This window comes from Streptomyces sp. NPDC002809, from assembly GCF_040295435.1.
Taxonomy (GTDB): domain Bacteria; phylum Actinomycetota; class Actinomycetes; order Streptomycetales; family Streptomycetaceae; genus Streptomyces.
In genome coordinates this window covers 1-19,888 of record NZ_JBEOVJ010000047.1, presented here as the reverse complement: position 1 = coordinate 19,888, position 19,888 = coordinate 1, and the positions used below count along the sequence as shown (strand labels likewise).

Below are 19,888 nucleotides of genomic sequence, written 5' to 3'. Positions count from 1 at the left end.
GCGATTCCCCTCCCGCTGCCTTCTCCACCGCTCCGCGCCCGCGTCGTGCCGGACGCCGGGGTGTGCCGGGTGCCGGGGCGTGCCGGACGCCGGGCGCACCGGGTGCCGGACGCTCAGGCGATGTCGGTCGCGGGCCCCACCGGTCCGTGCAGCACGCCGTGCGGGCCGTCGCGCTCCCTGCCGCGCTCCAGATCCTCCCGGTGTTCCCGGTCGCGCTCGTCGAGCAGCCGGAGCATCCCGTGCACCCGGTCCGTCGACTCGTCGGCGGCGTCGATCGCCTCCATGCACTGCCAGTACAGGCCCTGTTCATCCGTCTCGCACGCCACTCCGACCAGGGCTATCCCCACTTCCCCGAGCAGCGCGCCCAGGCCCGTCAGGGACGCTCGCGGATCGGCGACCTCGGAGAGCTGCGCGGCGCGGGCCACACCGGCCCGCGCCGCCGGGTGGTCCAGCGCACCGTTGCTCCGCCCGCCGATCTCGCTGAGTCCGCCCGCCTCGCCCCGTAACTCCTTGGGGCCGCTCGCCGCCAGCCGGCTCCCGATCGCCTGCGCCAGCGCCTGGGCCTGCCAGGCCTCGGCGATGATGTCCGGCGTGCCCCGGCTCTGTGCCAGCGCCCTCCGGATGACTGCTACAAGCCGCTCCGCTTCCATCCGTCGCCCCCGTTCGATACGAAAACCCACTCACCTCTTCCATTACCCACAGTGAGGGTGGCGGTACCGAAAGGCCAGAGGATTTCGGAAATCTGTGGACACCGAGTCGACTGTGAACAAGTCGATCACTCCGAAGAGTGACGGGCGGTGGAATCCGTCGGCTCCGGCACCGGGAAGCGCAGCTCGTTCCGCTCGATCTTCGCCGCCAGCGCCGCCAGCGCGTCGATGCCCAGCACCTCGCAGAACTGCAGCAGGTAGGCGAGAACGTCCGCGACCTCGTCCGCGACCCTGGGGGCCGTTCCGGGGTCCTCCATGACCCGCGCCGACTGTTCCGGCGTCAGCCACTGGAAGATCTCCACGAGTTCGGCGGCCTCGACGCTCAGCGCCGACGCGAGGTTCTTGGGGGTGTGGTACTGCCCCCAGTCCCGTGCGGCCGCGAAGGCGGCGAGCCGTTCCTGGAGCATCCGTACGTCGAGTTCTGTCACGTCCCCAGGTCTACCACTGCCGCTCCGGGCGCCCTTCGGCCGGAATCGGCCCCCGCCCGTGCGAGCGGCCTCGCATGTCAGCGCGACCCCGCCCCGACCACGCGCGCCGGCCACGCTCATCGTCCACGTTCACCGACCTTGCCTTCCGTCCACGCCCGCCCGGCCACGTTCACCGACCCCGTCCTCCGTCGACGCCTGCCGGCCACACTCATCGACCCCGCCCTCCGGCCACGGCACCCGCTCGGGCCGACGGCATGCCGGGCCGCACCCGGTCACGGCGTACCGGAGACGACGCCGTACCGGGTGCCGCGGCGCCCTCGGAAAGACCGGCTACGCCCCCGGTACGCCCGCCGCCGTCACGCCCTCGACCTCCATGCCGATGGGCGACAGGAGGAAGACGTTGCGGTCGACGCGATGCATACCGCTGCCCAGGCCGAAGACGACCCCGCTGGTGAAATCCAGGATCCGCTTGGCCACATCGGTCTCGGCGCTGGTCAGATCGAGGAGCACCGGAATCTGCGCGACCAGGTACTCGGCGACCTCGCGCGCGTCCGCGAAGATCTGGACCCGCAGCACCACCATGCGCCGCTGTTCGGCGGTCTCCCGCTCGTCCGGGACCGTGCGGTGGTCGACCCGGGAAGGCCACTCGTTGCGGCTGCGCAACGGTACGACCTGGGCCAGCCCCTCCCACTGCTCGTCCGTGACGTCGTACCTGTCGTACCTGCTCACCGGACCACCCCGTCTGTGCATCGGTTGGCGTTACGCCGGCTGCGCTCACTGTTCATCGGGCAATTCTCTCGCCCCTCACCCGTTCGGCCTACCAGCGACACGGTTCAGGAGCCGATCGGAACGGCCGGCTCACCCGCCCGGCCCCGGTCCGGGCCCGTGGACGCGGTGGTGTCCAAGGGCGTGAAACGTACCGGAAGGTGCACCAGTGCGCGGTGGAACGGACCGGGCCGCCACAGCAGTTCGCCCACCGGAACAGCAAGCTCCGCATCGCACAGCTGGCTGGTCAGCTGCTCGATCGCGGTCATCGCGATGAGCAGTGCGGGCTGCTGCGCGGGGCATCGGTGGGGCCCTGCCGACCAGGCGAGATGGGCGCTGCCCCCGGACCGGACTCCGGTGTCCGAAGTCGCCGGTCCGGACTGGGTGTTGGCCGCTCCGAAGGAGACCAGGAGGAGCTGTCCGGCGCGCAGCCTGACCCCGTGGAACTCGGTGTCGTGGCGCGGGTAGTGCGCCGCCAGATTGGCGATCGGCGGATCCCGCCACAGCACCTCGTTGATCGCCTCGTGAGCGGTCATCGCACCCCTGTGCACCGAGCCCGCGTACCGCCCGTCGGTGAGCATGTGCAGGATCGCGTTGCCGATCAGATTGGTCGCCGGATCGTGACCCGCGCTCATCAGCAAAGTGATCTGACGCACAGTCTCGTCGTTGTCGAGACGGGCCGGATGCGCGAGGAAGTACGAGGTCAGATCGCGGCGCGGCCTGGCCCGCCGGTCTGCGACGAGACGCGTGACGACATCGACGAGGTCGGCGTACGCGGCGGCGGCGCCCTGGGCCGAGTTCATCATGCCGCCGACGCCGTCGACGATGCGTTCGCCGTCCTCGGGGTCGACTCCGAACCAGGTGACGAAGACGTGCAGCGGGAGCAGCCGCGCGTACTGGCCGATGAGATCCCCGCTGCCGGTGGCGGCGAACTCGCCGATGAGCTGCTGGGCGACCCTGGCCACCTCGGTGCGCAGGATGTGGGGTTCGATCAGGGCCAGGGTGTCGTTGATGGCCTCGCGGTAGCGTGCGTGTTCCGGGCCGTCACTGAACAGCGCGGTGGGGCGGTGTCCGAGTACGGGCAGCACCGGCGAGTCCGCGGGGACCGTCGCCTGCCAGGTGCGGGGGTCCTTGCTGAAGGTGTGGGTGTCGCGCAGCAGGTCGACGGCCGCCTGGTAGTCGGTGACCAGCATCGCCTCGACGCCGGGGGCGATGCGGACCGGCGCGAGGGGGCCGTGCTCGCGCAGTCTGCGGTAGTGGCCGTGCGGGTCGGCCGCGAAGTCGGGGCCGTACAGCGCCAGGGACTGCGGCGGCTGCGGATGCGATGTCATGACGGGTCCTCGGGCTGCGGCAGTCGGGTCAGCACGTGTTCGGCCAGTGCGATCAGGGCGTCGATGCTGCCGCGTCGCCCCCTCGCGTCGCACTGGACCAGCGGGGTACCGGCGGCGAGGTCGAGGTGTTTGCGCAGGACCTCGTCGCTGTGGGCGGGAGCATCGGGGAAGCGGTTGACCGCGACGGCGTACGGCAGTCCCTGTTCTTCGACCATGTCCATGACGGCGAAGGAGTCGGCGAGCCGGCGGGTGTCCACCAGGACCAGTGCGCCCAGGGCCCCGCGCGCGATGTCCTCCCAGAGCGGCAGGAACCGCTCCTGGCCGGGCGTACCGAACATGTAGAGCACGAGGTCGTCCAGGACGGTGAGGCGTCCGAAGTCGATGGCGACCGTGGTCGTGGTCTTGTCGGGCAGCCCCGCTGTGTCGTCGAGCAGGGTGCTGGACTGGGTCATCGCCTCTTCGGTGTGGAGCGTGGGGATCTCCGAGAGGGTTCGGATCAGGGTCGTCTTGCCCACGCCGAAGGGACCCGTGACGACAAGCTTCATCAGGGTCCGGGCGGTAGCCGGCAGATAGCCGACGCCCGTCCGGTCAGTGGAGGGAGCGGAGTCCAACGAGCAGCCTCTCGACGAGCGACCGGTCGATCTCCCCGGCACTGGGTATCGGCGGTCGCGTGAGCAGAAGTCCGGCGGCCGCGAGGTCCGTGGCCAGGAATACGGTGGCGCTGACCGGCAGGTCCAGATGGGCCGCGCACTCCACGACGGTGAGGGCGCCCGGCTCCAGCAGTCCGCACAGTCTGCGCTGCTCGGATCCCGTGTCCTGCGGCAGTGCCTCCTCGGTGCGCACGAGCACGGCGAGCCGGTCGAGCGTGGGACCGGTGGGCCGGGACCGGCCTCCGGTGACGAGGTAGGCGGGGATCAGACGGCGTCCTGGGCCGGCGGTCATGGCCGTGGGGAGGTGTCCGGTTGGCGGGCGGGCGCGTGCATCGCCCGCGTCAGCGCGGTGACCTGCACCTGCATCTGGTAGGCGATGTCACCGAGTTTGGCGCCGGGTTCGGCGAACAGGGCGAGCGTGGTGTTCTTCCCCGCCGGTACGACGATCGCGAACCCCAGGTCCGACTCGACGACGGTCTGGGCCAGTTGCGGGGACTCCGCGTTGGTGAAGGCGGTGGTGAAGGCGCGGGCCGCGGCGTGCAGCGTGGCCGTCATCGCGGCGACCCGTTCGCCGGACGCCCGGTCGAGGCCGGGCGAGGCGCCCTCGACGAGACCGTCGCCGGTGGCGACCACGGCGTGCTGGACTCCGGGCAGTTCCAGCAGCGGGGTCAGCACCCATGCGAGGTCACCGGTGGTGGGAGTGGGGGCGCTCACTTCTCGTCGTCTCCTTGCTCGTCCTGGTCGCCCAGGCGGTCGTGGCCGTCCGAATCCGGTGCGGGGGCCCGCCCGGCGACGCTCCTGCCGATCAGGGTGCCCTGCTGGAGGGCCGCCCAGGAAGACTCCGCCTGCTCAGGTGTACGGGGCACCTGTCCGGCGGCCGGGGCTGCGGGGGCCGTGGCGGCCGGCGCGGGGCGGGGGGCGCGGCGGCGCCGGCTGGGGAGCCCCGCGGGCCCCGAGGCTGCAGCGCCGGGCTGCGGTGCCTCCGGTCCGGGTTCCGCGGGGGCGGCCGGCCGGTCCGGGGCAGGGACCGCCGACACCGGCACCGGGGCCAGGACGGAAAGGGTGTGGTCGTCCTCCAGCACGGTCAGCAGGTGTGCGGGGACACGCAGGATCGTGCGCATGCCGCCGAACGGCGAGGCCTCGATGTGGCAGTGGAAGCCGTACTGCAGGACCAGCCGGCCGACGACCGCGAACCCGGTCTGCGGCGGGTCGCCCAGCTCGGTCAGCAGGACCTCGGACGGCCCCGCCAACAGGGTGCGGGCCCGGTCGAGCGCATCCTCGTCCATGCCGATGCCCGCGTCGTCGACCACCAGGAACGCTCCGCGGCCGCCGCTCTGCTGGACCGTCACCTGTACGTCGGTGTCGGGGTGCGAATAGGCGGTGGCGTTGGCGAGCAGTTCGGCGAGGGCGATCGCGAGGGGTTCGGCGGCCCGGGCCGCGAGCGCGAGCCGCTCGTCGCGCAGGTGGTTGGCCACCTTGATCCGCTCGTAGCCGGCGACCCGGGACTGTGCGCCGAGGACGATCTCGACGAGGGGTGAGCTCTGCCGGGCGAGGCCGGGCCATGCGTCGCAGAGCACGGCGGTGGCCTGGGTACGGCGCAGCGCGAGCTCGTTGCGGAAGTCCAGTTGCAGGATGCGCGGGTCGTCGTACTCGTGCTGGAGCTCGTGCAGCAGTTGCTGGGACTGGTTGAGCAGGGACTGGATCTTGGCCGAGGTGCCGCGCATCGCCGCTCGGGCGGCCGCGTCGACGCGCTGCCGTTCCTCCATGACCGCGGTCTTGGCCGCCTGCACGGCCTCGGTGAGCAGCCGGGCCGCGCCGCCGTCGACATCGGCCGCCTCCCGCAGCCCGGGGACCTGGGCGCTGGGGTGGGAGAGGGCGAGCGCGGCAGCCGGAATGCGCTTGCGCGCCAGTTGCCGGATCTCGTCGACGAGGGCCGCGGTACGGGCCTCGGCGGCCTTCGCCTGGCGTTCGGCCAGCTCGGCGTGGGCCACGGCCAGCTGTTCCGAGCGGGCGGCCCGGTAGGAGCGTGCCGATGCTGCCACGGCGGCCATGACGGCGACCACCGCCACGATCCATCCCATGCCGTTACCGCGTTTCTGTCGTCGGGTCGGTCGTGCGGCCGGGGCGGCGAATGCCGGTCCCTTGGCCTGGGCGGCGATGGACCGGGTGGTCAGTCCGCCCGGCCTGCCGTCTCACTGGCCTGCTCCACTTCTTGCGCGACCGCTGCGACATCGGTCATGACCTGGAGCACGCTGGGGAGTTCGGAGCCGTCGAGCTGCCGGTACTCGCTGCCGATGGTGACCACCAGCCGCTCGGGGAGGCCTAGTTCGGGGTGCCGCCCCTCGCCGATCACCCGGCGGGCCGCCTCCAGGGCGGGAACGCCGGCGGCGTGGAGGGCGTGGGCACGCTCCCGTACGTACTCCAGGTAGACGATGTGGTCGCGTACGCCGGCCCGGTCCAGCACCGGCCCGTGGCCCGGCACGACGGTCTCCGCACCGGTGGCCAGTACCTGTTCGCAGGCCGCGATCACATTGCCCAGCGGGCCGGCCCAGTGGATCGGGTGGTCGCCCGGCTGCTGCGGGGTCGAGGAGAAGATGATGTCTCCGCTGAACACGACGCCCTGCGCGGGCAGGTGGACCATGAGGTCCCCCGTCGTGTGTGCGGAAGGCAGGGCCGTGATCCGGACGGGGAACTCCCCCAGGGTCAGTTCGAGCTCCCCGGTGAAGTAGGTCGTCGGCCGGACCGGATCGGTCTGCGACCAGTCGAAGGGGCCGAAGTGCCGCCCGAGGTAGGCGCCGAGCGCCGTGGCCGGATCACTGCCGTTGACCAGGGCGTGCTGCTGCTGCGGAGTGGGTTCGTAGTGGATGTGCTCCCGGGCCTCGCGGGTCGCGATGATCTCCGCGTCCGGAAGCACTCCGGCGCCCCAGAAGTGGTCCCCGTTGGCGTGCGTGACGATCACACGGTCGATGGAGACACCGTCGGGCAGCAGCTTCGTGCTCTCGGCCAGGAACTGTCCCGCCAGCACCGTGTCGTACGGGGTGTCGATCCACAGCGCGCCACGCGGTGAGACGAGCAGGCCGCAGTTGGCCAGGCCCCAACCCCGTTTCGGCGGGAGCCATGCGTACAGGCCCCGGCCCAGGTCAACGACGTCTCCACCCGTGATCGACATGGACGCGATTATGCCGACCGCGATCCGGTCGCGCGTTCGAACTCGGCAACAACGGAATCCCATTGGCGTGAATTCGACTGCCCATCACTCCGAGGTTGCCCGGCCGGTCACCGTACGAGAGCAATCGAACCGGCCACCACATGGAACCATCGGGACATTTTCGCAGAAAGAACCCGTCAACTGTCGCACCGTCACTGATACACGGCAGCCCGTCGTCAAACCGACAGAGGCCGATTACCCACCGAGCATGGCTGGAAACAGACGCCGAAAGCCCCCGGAGAGGACCGCTGGAGGCGGCACCCCGGGGGCTTGTGACTCGCGGGCCCGGCAGTGCGACGACGCGGGCTAGTAGGCCGCGGGCACGTTCCACTGCTGGTTGGCGCCGCCGTGGCAGTCCCAGAGCCCGAGAGCGGCCCCGTTCACGGTGTCGCTTCCCGGGACGTCGAGGCAGCGCCCGGACGCCTTGTTGACGAGTGCGTGCGTGGTGGTGCTGTACGTCCATTGCCGGGCCGGGTCGGTGACCGCACCGCCCGCGCCCGTTCCCGCACAGTCACGTACGCGTACGGCGGCGCCGCTGCCCGTACCCTCCGCGGTCAGGCAGTAGTCGGACGGAAGCCGCAGCGTGCCGTCGGCCCCTCGCACCCAGGCCTGGTTGGCCCCGCCCGAGCAGGAGTACAGGCCGGCGACGGCTCCGTCCGCGACACCTCCCAACGCATCCAGGCATTTCCCGGCGAGCCCGGTCACCGCGCCGCGCACCGAGTTGCCGACGGAGAGGTTCTGCACGGTGGAGCCGGCGGCGACGTCGATCCGGGTCGCACAGGCGTTGCCGCTGCTCGACGTGGAGGCGACCGCGCCGGTGACCGTACCGCCGTTGCCGGTGGGCACCCCGAAACGGGCGTCGCTGAACGGCTGGTCGAAGCAGGTGGCGCGAGGATTGTTCCACTCGAAGTACTCGGTCCAGTCGACCATCCCGGAGGGCGAGATGGCGGTGGCCGGTGTCTTGATGCTGCCGAGCTTGTACGAGGCGCCGGTGGCGGTGTCCGCGACGGTGGCGCCGAACCAGCCGTCGCCCTCGGCCGCGACCTCGAACGCGTAGCGGTGGCCGGCGGTCCAGTCGAGGTTCATCCGGCAGCTCATGCCTTCGCCCTCACCGCCGAAGGTCTGGCACCAGCTCCCGGCGGAGCCGGCGGTGGCCTCGGAGACGTCCCAGACGGAGAAGAGAAGCGTCCGCTTCGACCCTCCGTTGGACTGCATCCCGAAGTACGCGCCGCTGCCCTTGTCGAAGCCGAACTGATGGCTCCAGAAGACGTTCGCCCGGTACCCGGGGTCGTGCAGGACCGTGGTGGACCAGGTGACTTCGGTCAGTGCCGGAGTGCCGGGAAAGGAGTAGTTGGTGTAGGTGCCGGGAGTCGTGCCGAGCTCCGCGGCCTGAGTGGAGGCGGCCGTGCCGAGCTCCGCGGCCCGGGTGGGGGCGGCCGTGCCGAGCAGGGCCAGTGCGGCCGCCAGGGCGGTGGCGGTGGCGGTGAGCGTGCCTGACAAGTGGCGCAGGGTCATGCGTTGCACCTGCTTCCGGTGGGGGGAAGGGGGATCGTTGCCCTTGCGTGCACCGGCCGTGCGGACCGGCTCGGCGCATCTGTTGCGGTGAATCCCGCCGGACAGGGCCGCGGCCCTGTCCGGCCTTTCCCGGTCAGGCCCTCAGGAACGGACCTGCCCGCGTTCGAAGTACGCGACCAGCTCGGGGTCGAGGGCCGGCACGTCGTACGGCACACCGCCCTCTCGCAGGGAGCGGGTCGCGAGGACACCGGCGGCGACGCTCATCCGGGCGGCGACCGGTGAGGTGTCGGTGACTCCCCCGTCGCGCACGAACCGGCAGAACTCCTCCATGATCCGGGTGTCGCCGCCGCCGTGCGTGCCGCCGGCCTCCGGCACCCGGTAGGTGATGTCGGCGTCGGCGCGGTATCCGCTGGGGCCGGTGTTCCAGACCTTCACCTCGTCACCGGGGCTGTCGCCGAAGTTCTCCAGCCGCCCCTCGGTGCCGATGACGGTGTAGTTGCGCCAGTAGTCCGGGGTGAAGTGGCACTGCTGATAGGCGGCCACGACGCCGTTGTCGAGCTGCATGTTCATCACCGAGACGTCCTCGACATCGACGATGTGGTGCAGGTCCTTGCGGGCCGTCGGCGGCCAGTCGAACTCCCGCAGCCAGTTGTCCGGGCGCGGGGTGTCCGCCTCGCGGCGCGGCAGCCCGCCGTAGACGAGAAGGTCACCCAGTGCGTTGACGCGCCGGGTGTAGCCGCCGGCCAGCCAGTGCAGCACGTCGATGTCGTGCGCGGCCTTCTGGAGGAGCAGACCGGTGGTCCGGGTCCGGTCGGCGTGCCAGTCCTTGAAGTAGTAGTCGCCGCCGTAGCCGACGAAGTGCCGCACCCAGACGGCCTTGGGCTCCCCGATGTCGCCGCGGGCGATGATGTCGCGCATCAGCCGCACGACGCCCATGTGCCGCATGTTGTGACCGACGTAGAGCCGGGTCCCGGTCTCGTACGCGGCGCGCAGGACGTTGTCGCAGCTCTCGACGGTGATCCCCAGCGGCTTCTCCACGAAGACCGCCTTGCCGGCGCGGAGAGCGTCGATGGCGATGGCCTCGTGGGTGTCGTCCGGCGTGGCGATGACGACCGCGTCCAGGTCGTCCCGGTCGAGGAGCAGCTTGTAGTCCTCGACCGCGACATCGGTGGCGAAGGCCTCGGCCTCGCGTCGGCGCACCTCGGGGTCGAGGTCGCAGACGGCGGTGATCGCCGATCCCCGTCCGGGGTGGTGGGCGGACGTCGCGATGGAACGGCGCAGGCCGAGCCCGATGACGCCGAGTCGCAGGTCTGACACGGGAGTCCCTTCTTTACGTACGGTCGTGCGGGCGAAGGCGGCCTGCGACGGCGGGCGGTGCGGCTTCCAGGACCGATGGCGCGCGAGAGCACCCCGCCCGGACGGACGGACCGCACCGGTGCAGGCAGGCCGAAGCCTCCTTCGCGGCGACAGCTCATAGTTCACGACCGCGCACCCTCATGGCAAGAGTTGTTCATTTAGGGGTGCTGGCAAACATCTCTTGACATTGATCGGCCACCCGCCGGCACACCCGGAGAGCACACGGGGGTCTCGATCGGGCACGACGGCGCCCCGAGAACACCGCGAACCGCAGGTGGGGACAGGCCGGAGCGAGGCGGTCAGACCGCGATGACCGTGACGCCCGCCTCCGTGAAGCGCGCGGTGGCCTCGGGCGTGACGCCCTTGTCGGTGACCAGGAAATCGACCGCGCCCAGGTCGCAGACCCGGGCGAAGGCCCGCTTGCCGATCTTCGAGGAGTCGGCCGCCACCACCACCCGCTGGGCCTGCTGGGCGAGGAGCCGGTTGATGCTGGCCTCGCCCTCGTGGTGGACGTACGCACCGCGTTCGGTGTCGATCGCGTTGACGCCCAGCACGGCGACGTCCAGCGTGATCTCGCCCAGCACACCGCTGGCCAGCGGGCCCGTCAGCTCGTACGACTGGGGCCTGGCCACGCCGCCGGTGACCACGATCTTGATCTGCGGCCGGATCACCAGCTCGTTGGCGATGTTGAGGGCGTTGGTGACCACCGTCAGGGTCGGCTGACCGGACGTCCCGCCGGCGCCTTCACCCACCAGGTCGGACCGCACGGCGAGCGACCGTGCCACCTCCGTGATGGTGGTGCCGCCGGTCAGCCCCACCACTTCGCCGACCGCGACCAGTTCGGCGACGGCACGGCCGATGGCCTGCTTCTCCGGAGCGTTGCGCCCCGTCTTGTAGCGCAGGGCCAGCTCGTAGCTCACACCGTGCGCGACCGCGCCGCCCCTCGTGCGGGTGAGCAGCTGCTGCTCGGCCAGCTGGTCCAGGTCACGGCGGATGGTCGCCGCCGACACGTCCAGCGTCCTGGCGGCGTCCTCGACGTCCACCCGGCCGTGCTTGCCGACGAGTTCCAGCAGTTCGTTCCACCGGGTGTCCCTGGACAAGAGAAGTCTCCTTACGGGCCCGGTCTGCGAGCACCCATCCCCTTGGGCGCGGTCACCGGACACGCGCAAGCGTCGCACAAGGCTCCGACGAGTCAAGCCGCATGCACGTTGAATGCTTGATAATGCTCGCTCATACCGAGTAACGTGCGTAAACGAGCATCCAACCCTCAGTACGGAGTGCAAAAGTGTCTTTTGTCGAGATCGAGACAGCCAGCCAGCCGGACTGCTGGCGCCGCGCCGCAGACCTCGCTCCGAGCCATGCCGCCGCGCTGCCCGCCCCCGGCGAGCGCATCGCCGTGGTCGGCTGCGGCACCTCGTTCTACATGGCTCAGGCATACACCTCGCTCCGCGAGGAGTCCGGACAGGGTGAGTCCGACGCCTTCGCCGCCTCGGAGTTCCCCGCCCGCCGCCGCTACGACCGTGTCGTCGCCCTCACCCGCTCGGGCACCACGACCGAGGTGCTCGAACTGCTCGACCGGCTGCGCGGGACCACTCCGACAGTGGCCATCACCGCCGACCCGAACACGCCGGTGATGACGTCCGCCGACGCCGTCGTCGTCCTCGACTTCGCGGACGAGCAGTCCGTGGTGCAGACCCGGTTCGCCACCACCCTGCTCACCCTGCTCCGCGCCCACCTCGGCCTGCACACCGACGCCGTGGTCCGCGACGCGGAGACCGCACTGGCCGAGCCGTTGCCCGAAGGGCTGCTGGACTGCACCCAGTTCACCTTCCTCGGCCGTGGCTGGACGGCCGGCCTCGCCAACGAGGCGGCACTGAAGATGAAGGAGGCCTCGCTCTCCTGGACGGAGGCGTACGCCTCGATGGAATACCGCCACGGCCCCATCAGTATCGCCACCACCGGCACCGCCACCTGGACGTTCGGCACCGCCCCCGAGGGACTGCGCGAGCAGGTCCTCGCCACCGGCGCCCGCTGGGTGGAGAGCGGCCTGGACCCGCTGGCCGAACTGGTCCGCGTCCAGCGCCTGGCCATCGCCCGCGCCGCCGCCCGCGGTCTGGACCCGGACAGCCCCCGCCACCTGACCCGCTCGGTGGTCCTGGCGGACGCCTGAGCCGCTCGGTGGTCCCGGCGGACACCTGACCCGGTCGGTGGTCCTGACGGACGCCTGAGCCGAACGGGGTACTGCCCGGGATACTGAGCGGACCATGAAGATCGCAGAACGCGCGGTGCCGGCCGGACCCGGGGGCGGCGCGGACGCCTGGACGGGCTTCCTCGCCACCCCCGAGCACGGCGGCGTCGCCGGCGTACTCGTCCTCGCCGGGTCCAGCGGGCGGATCGAGGACGCGCGGTGCCGGCTGCTCGCCCGGCAGGGCCTGACCGCCCTGTCGATCCAGTGGTTCGGCGGCCCGGGACAGCCCCCGGGCATCTGTGAAGTCCCGCTGGAGACCTTCGTGTCCGCGATCGAGTGGCTGCGCGCGGAGGGGGTGCGGCGCATCGGCGTCCTGGGCACCTCCAAGGGCGCCGAGGCCGCCCTGCACCTTGCCGGCCTCCACGACGGCGTCGACGCCGTCGTGGCGCTCTCACCCACCTCGCTGACCTGGGCGAATGTGGGACCGGGCCGCGACGGCAGGACGCAGCCGCACCGGTCGTCCTGGACCTGGCGCGGCAAGCCGCTGCCGTTCGTCCCCTACGACGACGCCTGGGCACCCGTGGAGCAGGACGGAGAGCCCGTCTCGGTGCTCGGCCACTACGAGCGGAGCCTGCGGACCGCGGCCGGCCGTGTCCCGGCCGCGTCGATCCCGCCGGCCGGGCCCGGCACCGAACTCGTACTGGTCGCGGGAGGCGCCGACCTGATGTGGCCCTCCCTGCGGTTCGCCGGGGAACTGGCCGCCCGTCGCAGGGCGGCCGGTCTCCCCGTACGTCTGGTCACCCGCGCCGACGCGGGACACCGTCCCCGGCTGCCGGGCGAGGGCCCCGCGACCCCGTCCGACCGCTTCCGGTACGGAGGTTCACCCGCCGCCGACGCCGCGCTCGGGGCGGACGCCTGGCCGCACCTGCTCGAAGTGCTGCTCGGCACGGGCCACGGAGCCCCGCAGCCTCAGGATTCCTCGAAGTAGGCGTCCAGGACCGCGTCGAAGCCCTCCGTCCACTCCTTGAGGTTGTTCCTGGCGGGCGCCTCGACCTCGGCGTTGAACCAGCGCTGGGCCGACATGTGGACCGTGATCGTGAACCGGCGGCCGAACCGGGCCGGCTTCAGCTCGACGGCACCGATCTCGTCCCAGTGGAAGTCGGCCGCCTGGTCGTCCAGCGTGAACCGGATGCCCTCCCGATCCGCGGTGATCGAACCACGCCGGTCGCTCACTTCGAACGACGGGCCGTCGGCGGCCCCGTCCTCGGACGCGGGGTCCTCGACCGCCCCGTCCTCGTTCTCGTTCTCGTCCTCCTCGTCGTCCGACGCCGTACCGGCGGCGGGCTCGCCGTCGGGCGCCGCGTCCTCGGATGCGGCCTCCACGACGGCATCCTCGGGTGCGGGCTCCTCGGTCTGCTCCGGGTCCTCGTCCGCCTTCGCGACGGTTCGGGGGGCCGTGAGACCAGGGATGTACGCCGGGTCTGTCCCTGCGGCGTACGCGGGCTGAGTGTTCGAATCTATGCGCTGCTCCACGGCGGGCAGTATGGCCGACGAACCTGTACGGGGCCAGTGAGGCCGTCGCGCGCCGCCACCTCCCCGGGAGCGAGACCGGGAGCGGGAGCGGGACCGAGGACACGGCACAGGGCGGGCCCGCCCGCTCGGCCCGCCCCTCCCCCGTTCCTCCCAGGCCCCTCGGCCCGTCGGTCAGCCGGTGGCGCAGACCTCGTCGCCCAGGGCGAACGCGGCCGGTTCGGTGTTGCCACCCGTCAGGGAGCCGGTGAAGCCGAAGCCCACCGAGGCCCCCGGCGCCACCTTGCCGTTCCAGGAGACGCCGGCGGCCTTCACCTTCGCCCCGTCCTGGGTGGGCGTCGCGTTCCACATCTGGGTGACCTTCTGCCCGTCCGCGAACGTCCAGCCGAGCTGCCAGCCGTCCAGTGCCGCGGCCCCGGTGTTGGTGAGCGTCACATCGGCCTGGAAGCCGCCCGACCACTGGTTGGTGATCTTGTACGTCACCGAACAGGCGGCGTCCCAGGGCGGGTTCCCCGGGTCGGTGCCGGGGTCCGTGCCCGGGTCGGTGCCGCCCCCGTCACCGTCCGAGGAGTCGCCGTACATGATTCCGCGCCCGTTGGTCGAGACGTACACCCGCCCGTAGATCCGCGGATCGCCGGTGATGGAAGCTCCGATCCAGCCCCACTGGTGCGCGTCGTCGTTGATCCGGGTCCAGGTCGTGCCCGCATCCGTGGAGCGGAAGACACCGCGCACACCGCCGATCTTCGCGGTGACGAAGAGCGTCTGGTACGAGGCTCCAGCGGCCGCCTTGCCGAAGCCGACCGAGTCCGCCTGCTCGACCCCGGACAGCTTGGTGAACGTCGCGCCCGAGTCGATGGAGTGCCACAGGCCGTAGACCCCGGTCGTGCTGCCGCCCGCGAGCCACACGTCGCCCTCGGTGCCGGGCACCGCCTTGAAGCGGACGTTGCCCTCGGCGGGCAGGCCGCTCGACGCCTTCGCGGTGAACGAGGCGCCGGCATCCGTCGAGACGTAGAAGGTGCCTGCCTTGTACCCGTAGAACTTCTTCGGGTTCTTCCGGTCGGACTCGACGGCCGCCCCGGCCGGTATGCCGGTGGACGCGGACCACGAACTCCCGTACCCGGTGGTGTGCTGGACGCCCACGCCCTCCGGGCTCCACACGAACCCGCTGCCGTCGGCCGCGGCCGCGACCGTGCCGCCTCCGGTGACCCCGGAGGGCTCGGAACCCTGGAACCAGTTGGACCCGTTGTCCGTGGAGAAGCCGATGTGCGGGGCGGCGTCGGCGCTGCCGACCCGTACGACCGTGTTCGGGCTGCTCTCCGCGAAGTCGAGGCTGGTCGTCGAGGTGAGGTTGGGCGAGGTGAACATCATGCCCGGCACCGCGTCGAGATCGGTGTGCCGGAAGCCTCCGATGTCGCCGAGCGCGCTGAGCAGCGGGGCCCCGGACGGCGGGCTCGCCAGGTCGTTGACGGCCGTCTCCTCCAGCCCCTTCACCATCGGGGTGATCTTGAACTGGCTGCCGGAGTCCCAGTTCTTGAGGTTCTCGGTGCCGTAGATCGTGGCTCCGGTGCCATACATCATCCGGTTCGAGTCGAACGGGTCGATCTCCAGCGCCTCCGTCATCCAGCCCAGCTTGGGCGAGGTCTCGGGCGGCGTCGGACTGGCACCCCAGGTCAGCCAGGGCACGGAGGAGACGTCCTGGGTGAAGCGGTTGGTGCGGTTCGGGTAACCGCTGTAGTCCCAGGCCTGCGTCCAGGTCGCCCCGCTGTCGGTGGAGCGGAAGATCTGGGTGTCCGGCCACCAGGAGCTGTACGCGGTCGCCATCAGGGTGCCGGGCTGCTGCCGGTCCACGGACAGTCCGCTGAAGCCGTAGTAGGTGTCCGCCTCCGCGACCGGGCTGACGTCCTTCCACTCACCGGTGGCGGTGGTGTAGCGCCAGATCCGGCCCTTGCCGCCGTCGTACGGGCCGCCGGTGTCGCTCAGCGTCAGATACAGATGGCCGCCCGCCGAGTCGAGCACGCCCTTGTGGGCCAGGTATCCGGTCGGCTGTCCGGCGATCCGCGACCATGTGACGCCGCCGTCGGTGGAGCGGTAGACGGTGTTCTCCTTGTCGGCGACCCCGACGTAGATGTCCTGGGTCGCGCTGCCCGCGCTGCCGGTGCGCTCGTCGAAGGTCACCCAGACGATGCCCTGGTTGTCGTTGCCGTATCCGCTGGAGTCGGTGGGGTCCTGGGAGTAGTTGCCCGGGTTCGGGAAGGCCGTCACCTGCGACCAGGTCGCCCCCGAGTCGGTGGAACGCCACAGTCCCTTTCCGCTGGGCGCACCCAGGTACAGCACGGAGTTCTTGTTCGGGTCGACCGCGAGGCGCTCACCCATTCCGCGGCCCGGCATGTTCCCGCCGAGCTTGAAGGGGAGCTCGGCCGCCTTCCATGTGGCGCCCCGGTCCGAGGAGCGCAGGACCGCGCCGTCGGTCGGATCCCAGCTGTTGGTGTACGTGCCCACGGCGGCGTACACGTTGTCCGGGTCGGCCGAGTCGGAGGCGAGGCTCACCACCCCGGACCAGCCCCAGTGGTCCCAGTCCACCCAGTCGAGCAGCGGTGTCCACTGCTTGCCCGCCTGGTCCCAGCGGTAGGCACCGCCGATGTCGGTGCGGGCGTAGGCGAGGTTCTTCTCCGACCGGTTGAAGACGATGCCGGGGACGAAACCGCCGCCGTCGATACGGACGTTCTTCCAGTCATACGTGTCCGCGGCCAGGGACACATCGGATGCTTCGGCGGCAGGTACGGCATCGTTGGCTCGCGCCGATGCCGGGGCGCCGGTGGCGAACAGGCCGGCGGTGAGAGTGAGTGCTGCCAGGAGGGCGGCAAGGGGTCTAGCGCTTGAGCGCACGGAAACGTCCTCTCCGAACGAGACCGCCGACAGCGGCGGTACAGGGCGGGCACGGATGTGGGAGCGCTCCCATTCGCGTCCCGATGGTAGCGGCGGGAACCCGCCACGAGAAGGTGGTGCGCAGGGTTCATCGGATGACTTGGACCCGGCTCCCCGTCACCATTGCGGCAGCGTCACGTAATTCGCCCGTAACGCCGGAACAGTGACGGCCGCTCCCGCCGCGTCGGCACCAAACCGACTGCCCGACAGTGCAGTTGGCGCACACCTGGCAGCGGTGACTGCCTGGCCGGCCCCGGCCCGGCCCTGCGGGAAACCGCAGTAGGCCGTACGGCAACCCGCACCGCACGCGGCGGCTCCCCGCATACCGCCGCGGTCCTGCGGTTCCCGGCGTGGCCGGGAGCCGTGGCGCCCTGTCCGGCCCCCGCCCCGTTTGGAGACCCCGCATGGATCCCGTGATGCTCACCCTTGGGTGGAGACCTATGTCGGGTTCCTCTCCAAGGCCGTACTGCTCCTGGTCCTGGCGGCGCTCGCCCTCTACGTCGTGGTGCGCGTCCGGTCCGGGCGTGCGCGCGCCCAGCACCGCCGTGCCGCTTGAGGCGCCGACAGCTCCGGCCACCCGCAGGCCGGCATGATCCGGCCCGCGAGCCCGGCATGATCCGGACGTGAGGCCCTGGGGTCGGTGAACGTGACGGGCAACGCGACAGACACTCCCGCCCCTCCCCCCTCCACTCAGCCGGCCGGTGCACCGGCCGGAAGTGCGGCCGGTTTCACCGGCCGGGTGTCCGGGGTCGCGGGGGCGCCCCTCGGCTGTTCGACCGCACTCGCCCGTCTGCTCTACTTCGCCGTGGCCGGGGCGCTGTTGGGGGCCCTTCTGCTGTGGCCGCGCACCCGCGGCCGTGCGCGGGCCCTCCTGGTCGCGGGGGCCAGGAGACTGACGGTTGTCGAACGGTGGCGCCGGTCCGTCTTCTTCGACGACCGGTTTCCCGGACACCACGCCTCCGATCAGCAGGTCCTGCGCTGTCCGGCCTCCCGCACCTACGCGGGGCTGCTGTGCGCGGTGGTGACGGGGCTGCTGGTCCTCGGCCTCGTACTGGCCGGGCTGCTCGCCACCGGGGTCGCCCGGTCGACGCCGGGCTGGCAGGAGTTGCTCACCCAGACGGTCCTCGGCTCCGTGCTGCTCTTCCTGGACGTGCAGGGGCTGTTCTCGCTCGCCGCGCTGGACGCCGGGCTCGCGCGGGAGTGCTTCGGACCCGGTGAACGGGAACTGCTGGAACGGCGCATCGACGAACTCGCCGCGAGCCGCGCCGCGGTGGTGCGGGCGGTGGACCGCGAGCGGCGGCGCGTCGAACGCGATCTGTACGACGGCGTCCAGCAGCGGCTCGTCGCGCTCGCGATGCTGCTCGGCCGGGCCCGTCGCGCCCGCGACGCCGAGCAGGCGGACGCGCTCCTGGCGCAGGCGCACAGGGAGTCGGGCGAAGTTCTCGCCGAACTGCGCGAGGTGGCATGGCGGGCCTATCCGACGGCGCTCGACAGTCTGGGGCTGCGGGAGGCGCTGGTCGGGGTGGCGGAGCGGTGCTCCCTCCCCGTCGGGGTGGTGTACGAGGTCTCCGGACCGCTGCCGACGTCCGTCGAGACGGCCGCGTACTTCGTCGTCTCGGAGTCCGTGACGAACGCCGCCAAGCACTCGGGCGCCGGGGACATCCTCGTGAGCGTCACACGGCAGGACGATGTCCTCACCGTGCTCGTCCGCGACGACGGCACCGGCGGCGCGGACCCCGACGGCAGCGCAGACCACCGGCTACAACCGGCGGATCCTCGCCGTGCTGCGCTATCTGGAGGCGTGAGCGCGGGACCACCGGGAGCGGCCGGCGTCAGTACCAGTCGGCACCCCGGGGCGGGTCGCACAGCTCGAGTACCACCTCACCCGCCTCGGAGGTCATGCCGCCGACGGGCCGGACCCGGTCTCCGGCGTTCACCAGGTGCGGAGCCGCGCCCACGATGCGGCACCGGTACACGAAGCCTTCGGGGAACCGGACCAGGGACTCGTTGCGCATGACCCGCGAGTAGCGGTTCACGACGCTGGACCGTACGACGACACCGTGGCCGTCGCTGTGTTCCGCCTCCAGATCGCTCGACGCGCAGACGGGGCACAGGAGTTTACGGAAGGAGGCGGTGCCGCACCACCGGCACACCTGGTACACCAGACCTTCCGTGCGGCGGGGCCCCGCTACGTCGCGAGCAGTGGGTTCCACGTCGATTCCGGTGATGGACACGTCTCGGCCTCCCGCGCTCGGCTCGGTGCGCCGCACCTCCGGCGGCGGCACACCGGCACCGTATGGCACTTAGTTCCATGAAGTAAAGGTACTCAGTGCCGGGGTGAAGTGAACCGCTGAGTGAACTACCTCTCAGTGACGCCTTGTTCCTCACCGAATGCCGATTCGATGCGCTGCACGACGCGCCACATCGGGGCACCCTTCGGTGCGATCATCACGATCACGTCGTCCTCGGCGGCGGGCGCCGGGGGGCGATCGGCCGCCGCTCCCCATACGGAACGGACGAGTTCGAGCGCCCGGTCGACCTCGGCACCGGCATCGCCCCGGCCGCCCGAACGCAGCCAGGACCGCAGCCCGTTGTTGTGCGCCGCGACCACCGACGCGGCGATCACCTCGGCCCGCAGGGCCGCGTCCGGAGCACCGTCCCACCGCCGTTCCAGATACCCGGCCATGGTCCGCTCGTAGCGGCGCACGACGGAGAGCTCATAGGTGCGCAGGCCGGGCACTTCCCGGGTGAGCCGGTAGCGCTGCACGGAGAACTCGGGCTTCTCGGCGTACATCCGCAGCACCAGCCGGGCCGCATCGCACACCGCCTCCACCGGATCGCCTTCCCCCGCGGCCTCCAGGAACGCGGTCATGTCCGCGAGGCAGCGCTCGTGATCAGGGAAGACCGCGTCCTCCTTCGAGGGGAAGTAGCGGAAGAAGGACCGCCGCCCCACCCCGGCGCTGGCGACGATGTCGTCCACCGTGGTCCGCTCGAACCCGCGCTCCATGAAGAGCGCGAAGGCCGCCTCGGCGAGCACGTCACGCATGGGGGGCTTCTTGGCCGGCCCGCGGTCATCGGTCATGCCGGAAACGTAGCACCGGAACGGCGCATCCGGCACTGCGTACCTTTACGCAGGGTACTGGGTACCATAGGATCGCTGCAGAGACATCACGAAGTACAGGAGAGCCGCCGTGAGCTTGAGGATCGTTGTCTGTGTGAAGTACGTGCCCGATGCGACCGGTGACCGGCATTTCGCCGATGACCTGACGTTGGACCGTGAGGATG

The 19,888-nt window shown here is 71.2% G+C and carries 19 protein-coding genes and 2 pseudogenes; 5 read left to right on the top strand and 16 right to left on the bottom strand.

From position 1 onward, the window contains the following. Nucleotides 1–113: 113 nt before the first annotated feature. The 12 genes from ABT025_RS25105 to ABT025_RS25050 form a co-directional block, all read right to left on the bottom strand. Nucleotides 114–650, bottom strand: a complete 537-nt coding sequence (locus tag ABT025_RS25105; protein WP_350998733.1) for a DUF6099 family protein — start codon at nucleotides 648–650, stop codon at nucleotides 114–116. A 125-nt stretch (nucleotides 651–775) separates the two neighbouring features. Continuing rightward, nucleotides 776–1,135, bottom strand: coding sequence for a nucleotide pyrophosphohydrolase (locus ABT025_RS25100; RefSeq protein ID WP_350998633.1), 360 nt, complete (start codon nucleotides 1,133–1,135; stop codon nucleotides 776–778). A gap of 330 nt (nucleotides 1,136–1,465) precedes the next feature. Next, nucleotides 1,466–1,885, bottom strand: coding sequence for a cell division protein SepF (locus ABT025_RS25095; protein ID WP_350998631.1), 420 nt, complete (start codon nucleotides 1,883–1,885; stop codon nucleotides 1,466–1,468). 83 nt (nucleotides 1,886–1,968) lie between these two features. Beyond that, nucleotides 1,969–3,231 carry a cytochrome P450 family protein gene (locus ABT025_RS25090; RefSeq protein WP_350998629.1) on the bottom strand — a complete coding sequence of 421 codons (1,263 nt, stop codon included), beginning with the start codon at nucleotides 3,229–3,231 and terminating at the stop codon, nucleotides 1,969–1,971. Next, nucleotides 3,228–3,842, bottom strand: a complete 615-nt coding sequence (locus tag ABT025_RS25085) for a GTP-binding protein (RefSeq protein ID WP_350998626.1) — start codon at nucleotides 3,840–3,842, stop codon at nucleotides 3,228–3,230. The genes ABT025_RS25090 and ABT025_RS25085 overlap by 4 nt, the downstream gene beginning before the upstream one ends. Continuing rightward, on the bottom strand, nucleotides 3,820–4,173 hold the full coding sequence (locus ABT025_RS25080) for a DUF742 domain-containing protein (RefSeq protein ID WP_350998623.1): 354 nt from the start codon (nucleotides 4,171–4,173) through the stop codon (nucleotides 3,820–3,822). Before ABT025_RS25080 ends, ABT025_RS25085 begins: the two co-directional genes overlap by 23 nt. Then, nucleotides 4,170–4,595 (bottom strand): roadblock/LC7 domain-containing protein, encoded by a 426-nt coding sequence (locus ABT025_RS25075; RefSeq protein WP_350998620.1) that lies wholly within the window; start codon nucleotides 4,593–4,595, stop codon nucleotides 4,170–4,172. The genes ABT025_RS25080 and ABT025_RS25075 overlap by 4 nt, the downstream gene beginning before the upstream one ends. Then, nucleotides 4,592–5,962 (bottom strand): ATP-binding protein, encoded by a 1,371-nt coding sequence (locus ABT025_RS25070; protein WP_350998617.1) that lies wholly within the window; start codon nucleotides 5,960–5,962, stop codon nucleotides 4,592–4,594. The genes ABT025_RS25075 and ABT025_RS25070 overlap by 4 nt, the downstream gene beginning before the upstream one ends. A gap of 89 nt (nucleotides 5,963–6,051) precedes the next feature. After that, a complete protein-coding gene (locus tag ABT025_RS25065; protein WP_350998614.1) occupies nucleotides 6,052–7,050 on the bottom strand; it encodes an MBL fold metallo-hydrolase in 999 nt (332 codons plus the stop codon). A 345-nt stretch (nucleotides 7,051–7,395) separates the two neighbouring features. Continuing rightward, nucleotides 7,396–8,604, bottom strand: a complete 1,209-nt coding sequence (locus tag ABT025_RS25060) for an RICIN domain-containing protein (RefSeq protein WP_350998611.1) — start codon at nucleotides 8,602–8,604, stop codon at nucleotides 7,396–7,398. A gap of 141 nt (nucleotides 8,605–8,745) precedes the next feature. Further along, nucleotides 8,746–9,921, bottom strand: coding sequence for a Gfo/Idh/MocA family protein (locus tag ABT025_RS25055; RefSeq protein WP_350998608.1), 1,176 nt, complete (start codon nucleotides 9,919–9,921; stop codon nucleotides 8,746–8,748). Between the two features lie 338 nt (nucleotides 9,922–10,259). Then, entirely contained in the window at nucleotides 10,260–11,060 is an 801-nt protein-coding gene (locus ABT025_RS25050) for a DeoR/GlpR family DNA-binding transcription regulator (RefSeq protein ID WP_350998605.1), read from the bottom strand. Between the two features lie 185 nt (nucleotides 11,061–11,245). Between ABT025_RS25050 and ABT025_RS25045 the strand changes: the two genes are divergently transcribed. Together ABT025_RS25045 and ABT025_RS25040 are read left to right on the top strand one after the other, a co-directional pair. Then, nucleotides 11,246–12,130: an SIS domain-containing protein gene (locus ABT025_RS25045; RefSeq protein WP_350998602.1), complete on the top strand. Its 885-nt coding sequence runs from the start codon at nucleotides 11,246–11,248 to the stop codon at nucleotides 12,128–12,130. Nucleotides 12,131–12,224: 94 nt separating this feature from the next. Continuing rightward, on the top strand, nucleotides 12,225–13,136 hold the full coding sequence (locus ABT025_RS25040) for an acyl-CoA thioester hydrolase/BAAT C-terminal domain-containing protein (RefSeq protein ID WP_350998600.1): 912 nt from the start codon (nucleotides 12,225–12,227) through the stop codon (nucleotides 13,134–13,136). Here the strand turns inward: ABT025_RS25040 and ABT025_RS25035 are convergent. Next, complete coding sequence (locus ABT025_RS25035) at nucleotides 13,118–13,681, bottom strand: hypothetical protein (protein WP_350998598.1); 564 nt, start codon at nucleotides 13,679–13,681, stop codon at nucleotides 13,118–13,120. The genes ABT025_RS25040 and ABT025_RS25035 overlap by 19 nt on opposite strands. A 171-nt stretch (nucleotides 13,682–13,852) precedes the next feature. Further along, nucleotides 13,853–16,564 carry a cellulose binding domain-containing protein gene (locus ABT025_RS25030; protein ID WP_350998595.1) on the bottom strand — a complete coding sequence of 904 codons (2,712 nt, stop codon included), beginning with the start codon at nucleotides 16,562–16,564 and terminating at the stop codon, nucleotides 13,853–13,855. Between the two features lie 469 nt (nucleotides 16,565–17,033). Between ABT025_RS25030 and ABT025_RS25025 the strand changes: the two genes are divergently transcribed. Both ABT025_RS25025 and ABT025_RS25020 read left to right on the top strand, forming a co-directional pair. Then, nucleotides 17,034–17,159: a hypothetical protein gene (locus ABT025_RS25025; RefSeq protein WP_350998592.1), complete on the top strand. Its 126-nt coding sequence runs from the start codon at nucleotides 17,034–17,036 to the stop codon at nucleotides 17,157–17,159. A gap of 84 nt (nucleotides 17,160–17,243) precedes the next feature. Then, nucleotides 17,244–18,275 (top strand): annotated as a pseudogene (locus ABT025_RS25020) (sensor histidine kinase); the annotation flags it as partial. Between the two features lie 160 nt (nucleotides 18,276–18,435). Here the strand turns inward: ABT025_RS25020 and ABT025_RS25015 are convergent. Beyond that, nucleotides 18,436–18,837: a zinc ribbon domain-containing protein gene (locus tag ABT025_RS25015; protein ID WP_502972021.1), complete on the bottom strand. Its 402-nt coding sequence runs from the start codon at nucleotides 18,835–18,837 to the stop codon at nucleotides 18,436–18,438. A 125-nt stretch (nucleotides 18,838–18,962) separates the two neighbouring features. Further along, the gene (locus ABT025_RS25010; protein WP_350998589.1) at nucleotides 18,963–19,685 is read right to left on the bottom strand and encodes a TetR family transcriptional regulator; all 723 of its coding nucleotides are present in this window, start codon (nucleotides 19,683–19,685) and stop codon (nucleotides 18,963–18,965) included. Between the two features lie 109 nt (nucleotides 19,686–19,794). On the opposite strand from ABT025_RS25010, the pseudogene ABT025_RS25005 reads away from it, so the two are divergent. After that, nucleotides 19,795–19,888: pseudogene (locus ABT025_RS25005) on the top strand (electron transfer flavoprotein subunit beta); the annotation flags it as partial.

What these genes read in the sequence shown, in the direction of transcription:
- ABT025_RS25105 (WP_350998733.1), bottom strand. Translation starts at nt 650, where the DNA reads ATGGAAGCGGAGCGGCTTGTAGCAGTCATCCGGAGGGCGCTGGCACAG.
- ABT025_RS25095 (WP_350998631.1), bottom strand. Translation starts at nt 1,885, where the DNA reads ATGCACAGACGGGGTGGTCCGGTGAGCAGGTACGACAGGTACGACGTC.
- ABT025_RS25090 (WP_350998629.1), bottom strand. Translation starts at nt 3,231, where the DNA reads ATGACATCGCATCCGCAGCCGCCGCAGTCCCTGGCGCTGTACGGCCCC.
- ABT025_RS25080 (WP_350998623.1), bottom strand. Translation starts at nt 4,173, where the DNA reads ATGACCGCCGGCCCAGGACGCCGTCTGATCCCCGCCTACCTCGTCACC.
- ABT025_RS25070 (WP_350998617.1), bottom strand. Translation starts at nt 5,962, where the DNA reads ATGGGATGGATCGTGGCGGTGGTCGCCGTCATGGCCGCCGTGGCAGCA.
- ABT025_RS25065 (WP_350998614.1), bottom strand. Translation starts at nt 7,050, where the DNA reads ATGTCGATCACGGGTGGAGACGTCGTTGACCTGGGCCGGGGCCTGTAC.
- ABT025_RS25060 (WP_350998611.1), bottom strand. Translation starts at nt 8,604, where the DNA reads ATGACCCTGCGCCACTTGTCAGGCACGCTCACCGCCACCGCCACCGCC.
- ABT025_RS25040 (WP_350998600.1), top strand. Translation starts at nt 12,225, where the DNA reads ATGAAGATCGCAGAACGCGCGGTGCCGGCCGGACCCGGGGGCGGCGCG.
- ABT025_RS25010 (WP_350998589.1), bottom strand. Translation starts at nt 19,685, where the DNA reads ATGACCGATGACCGCGGGCCGGCCAAGAAGCCCCCCATGCGTGACGTG.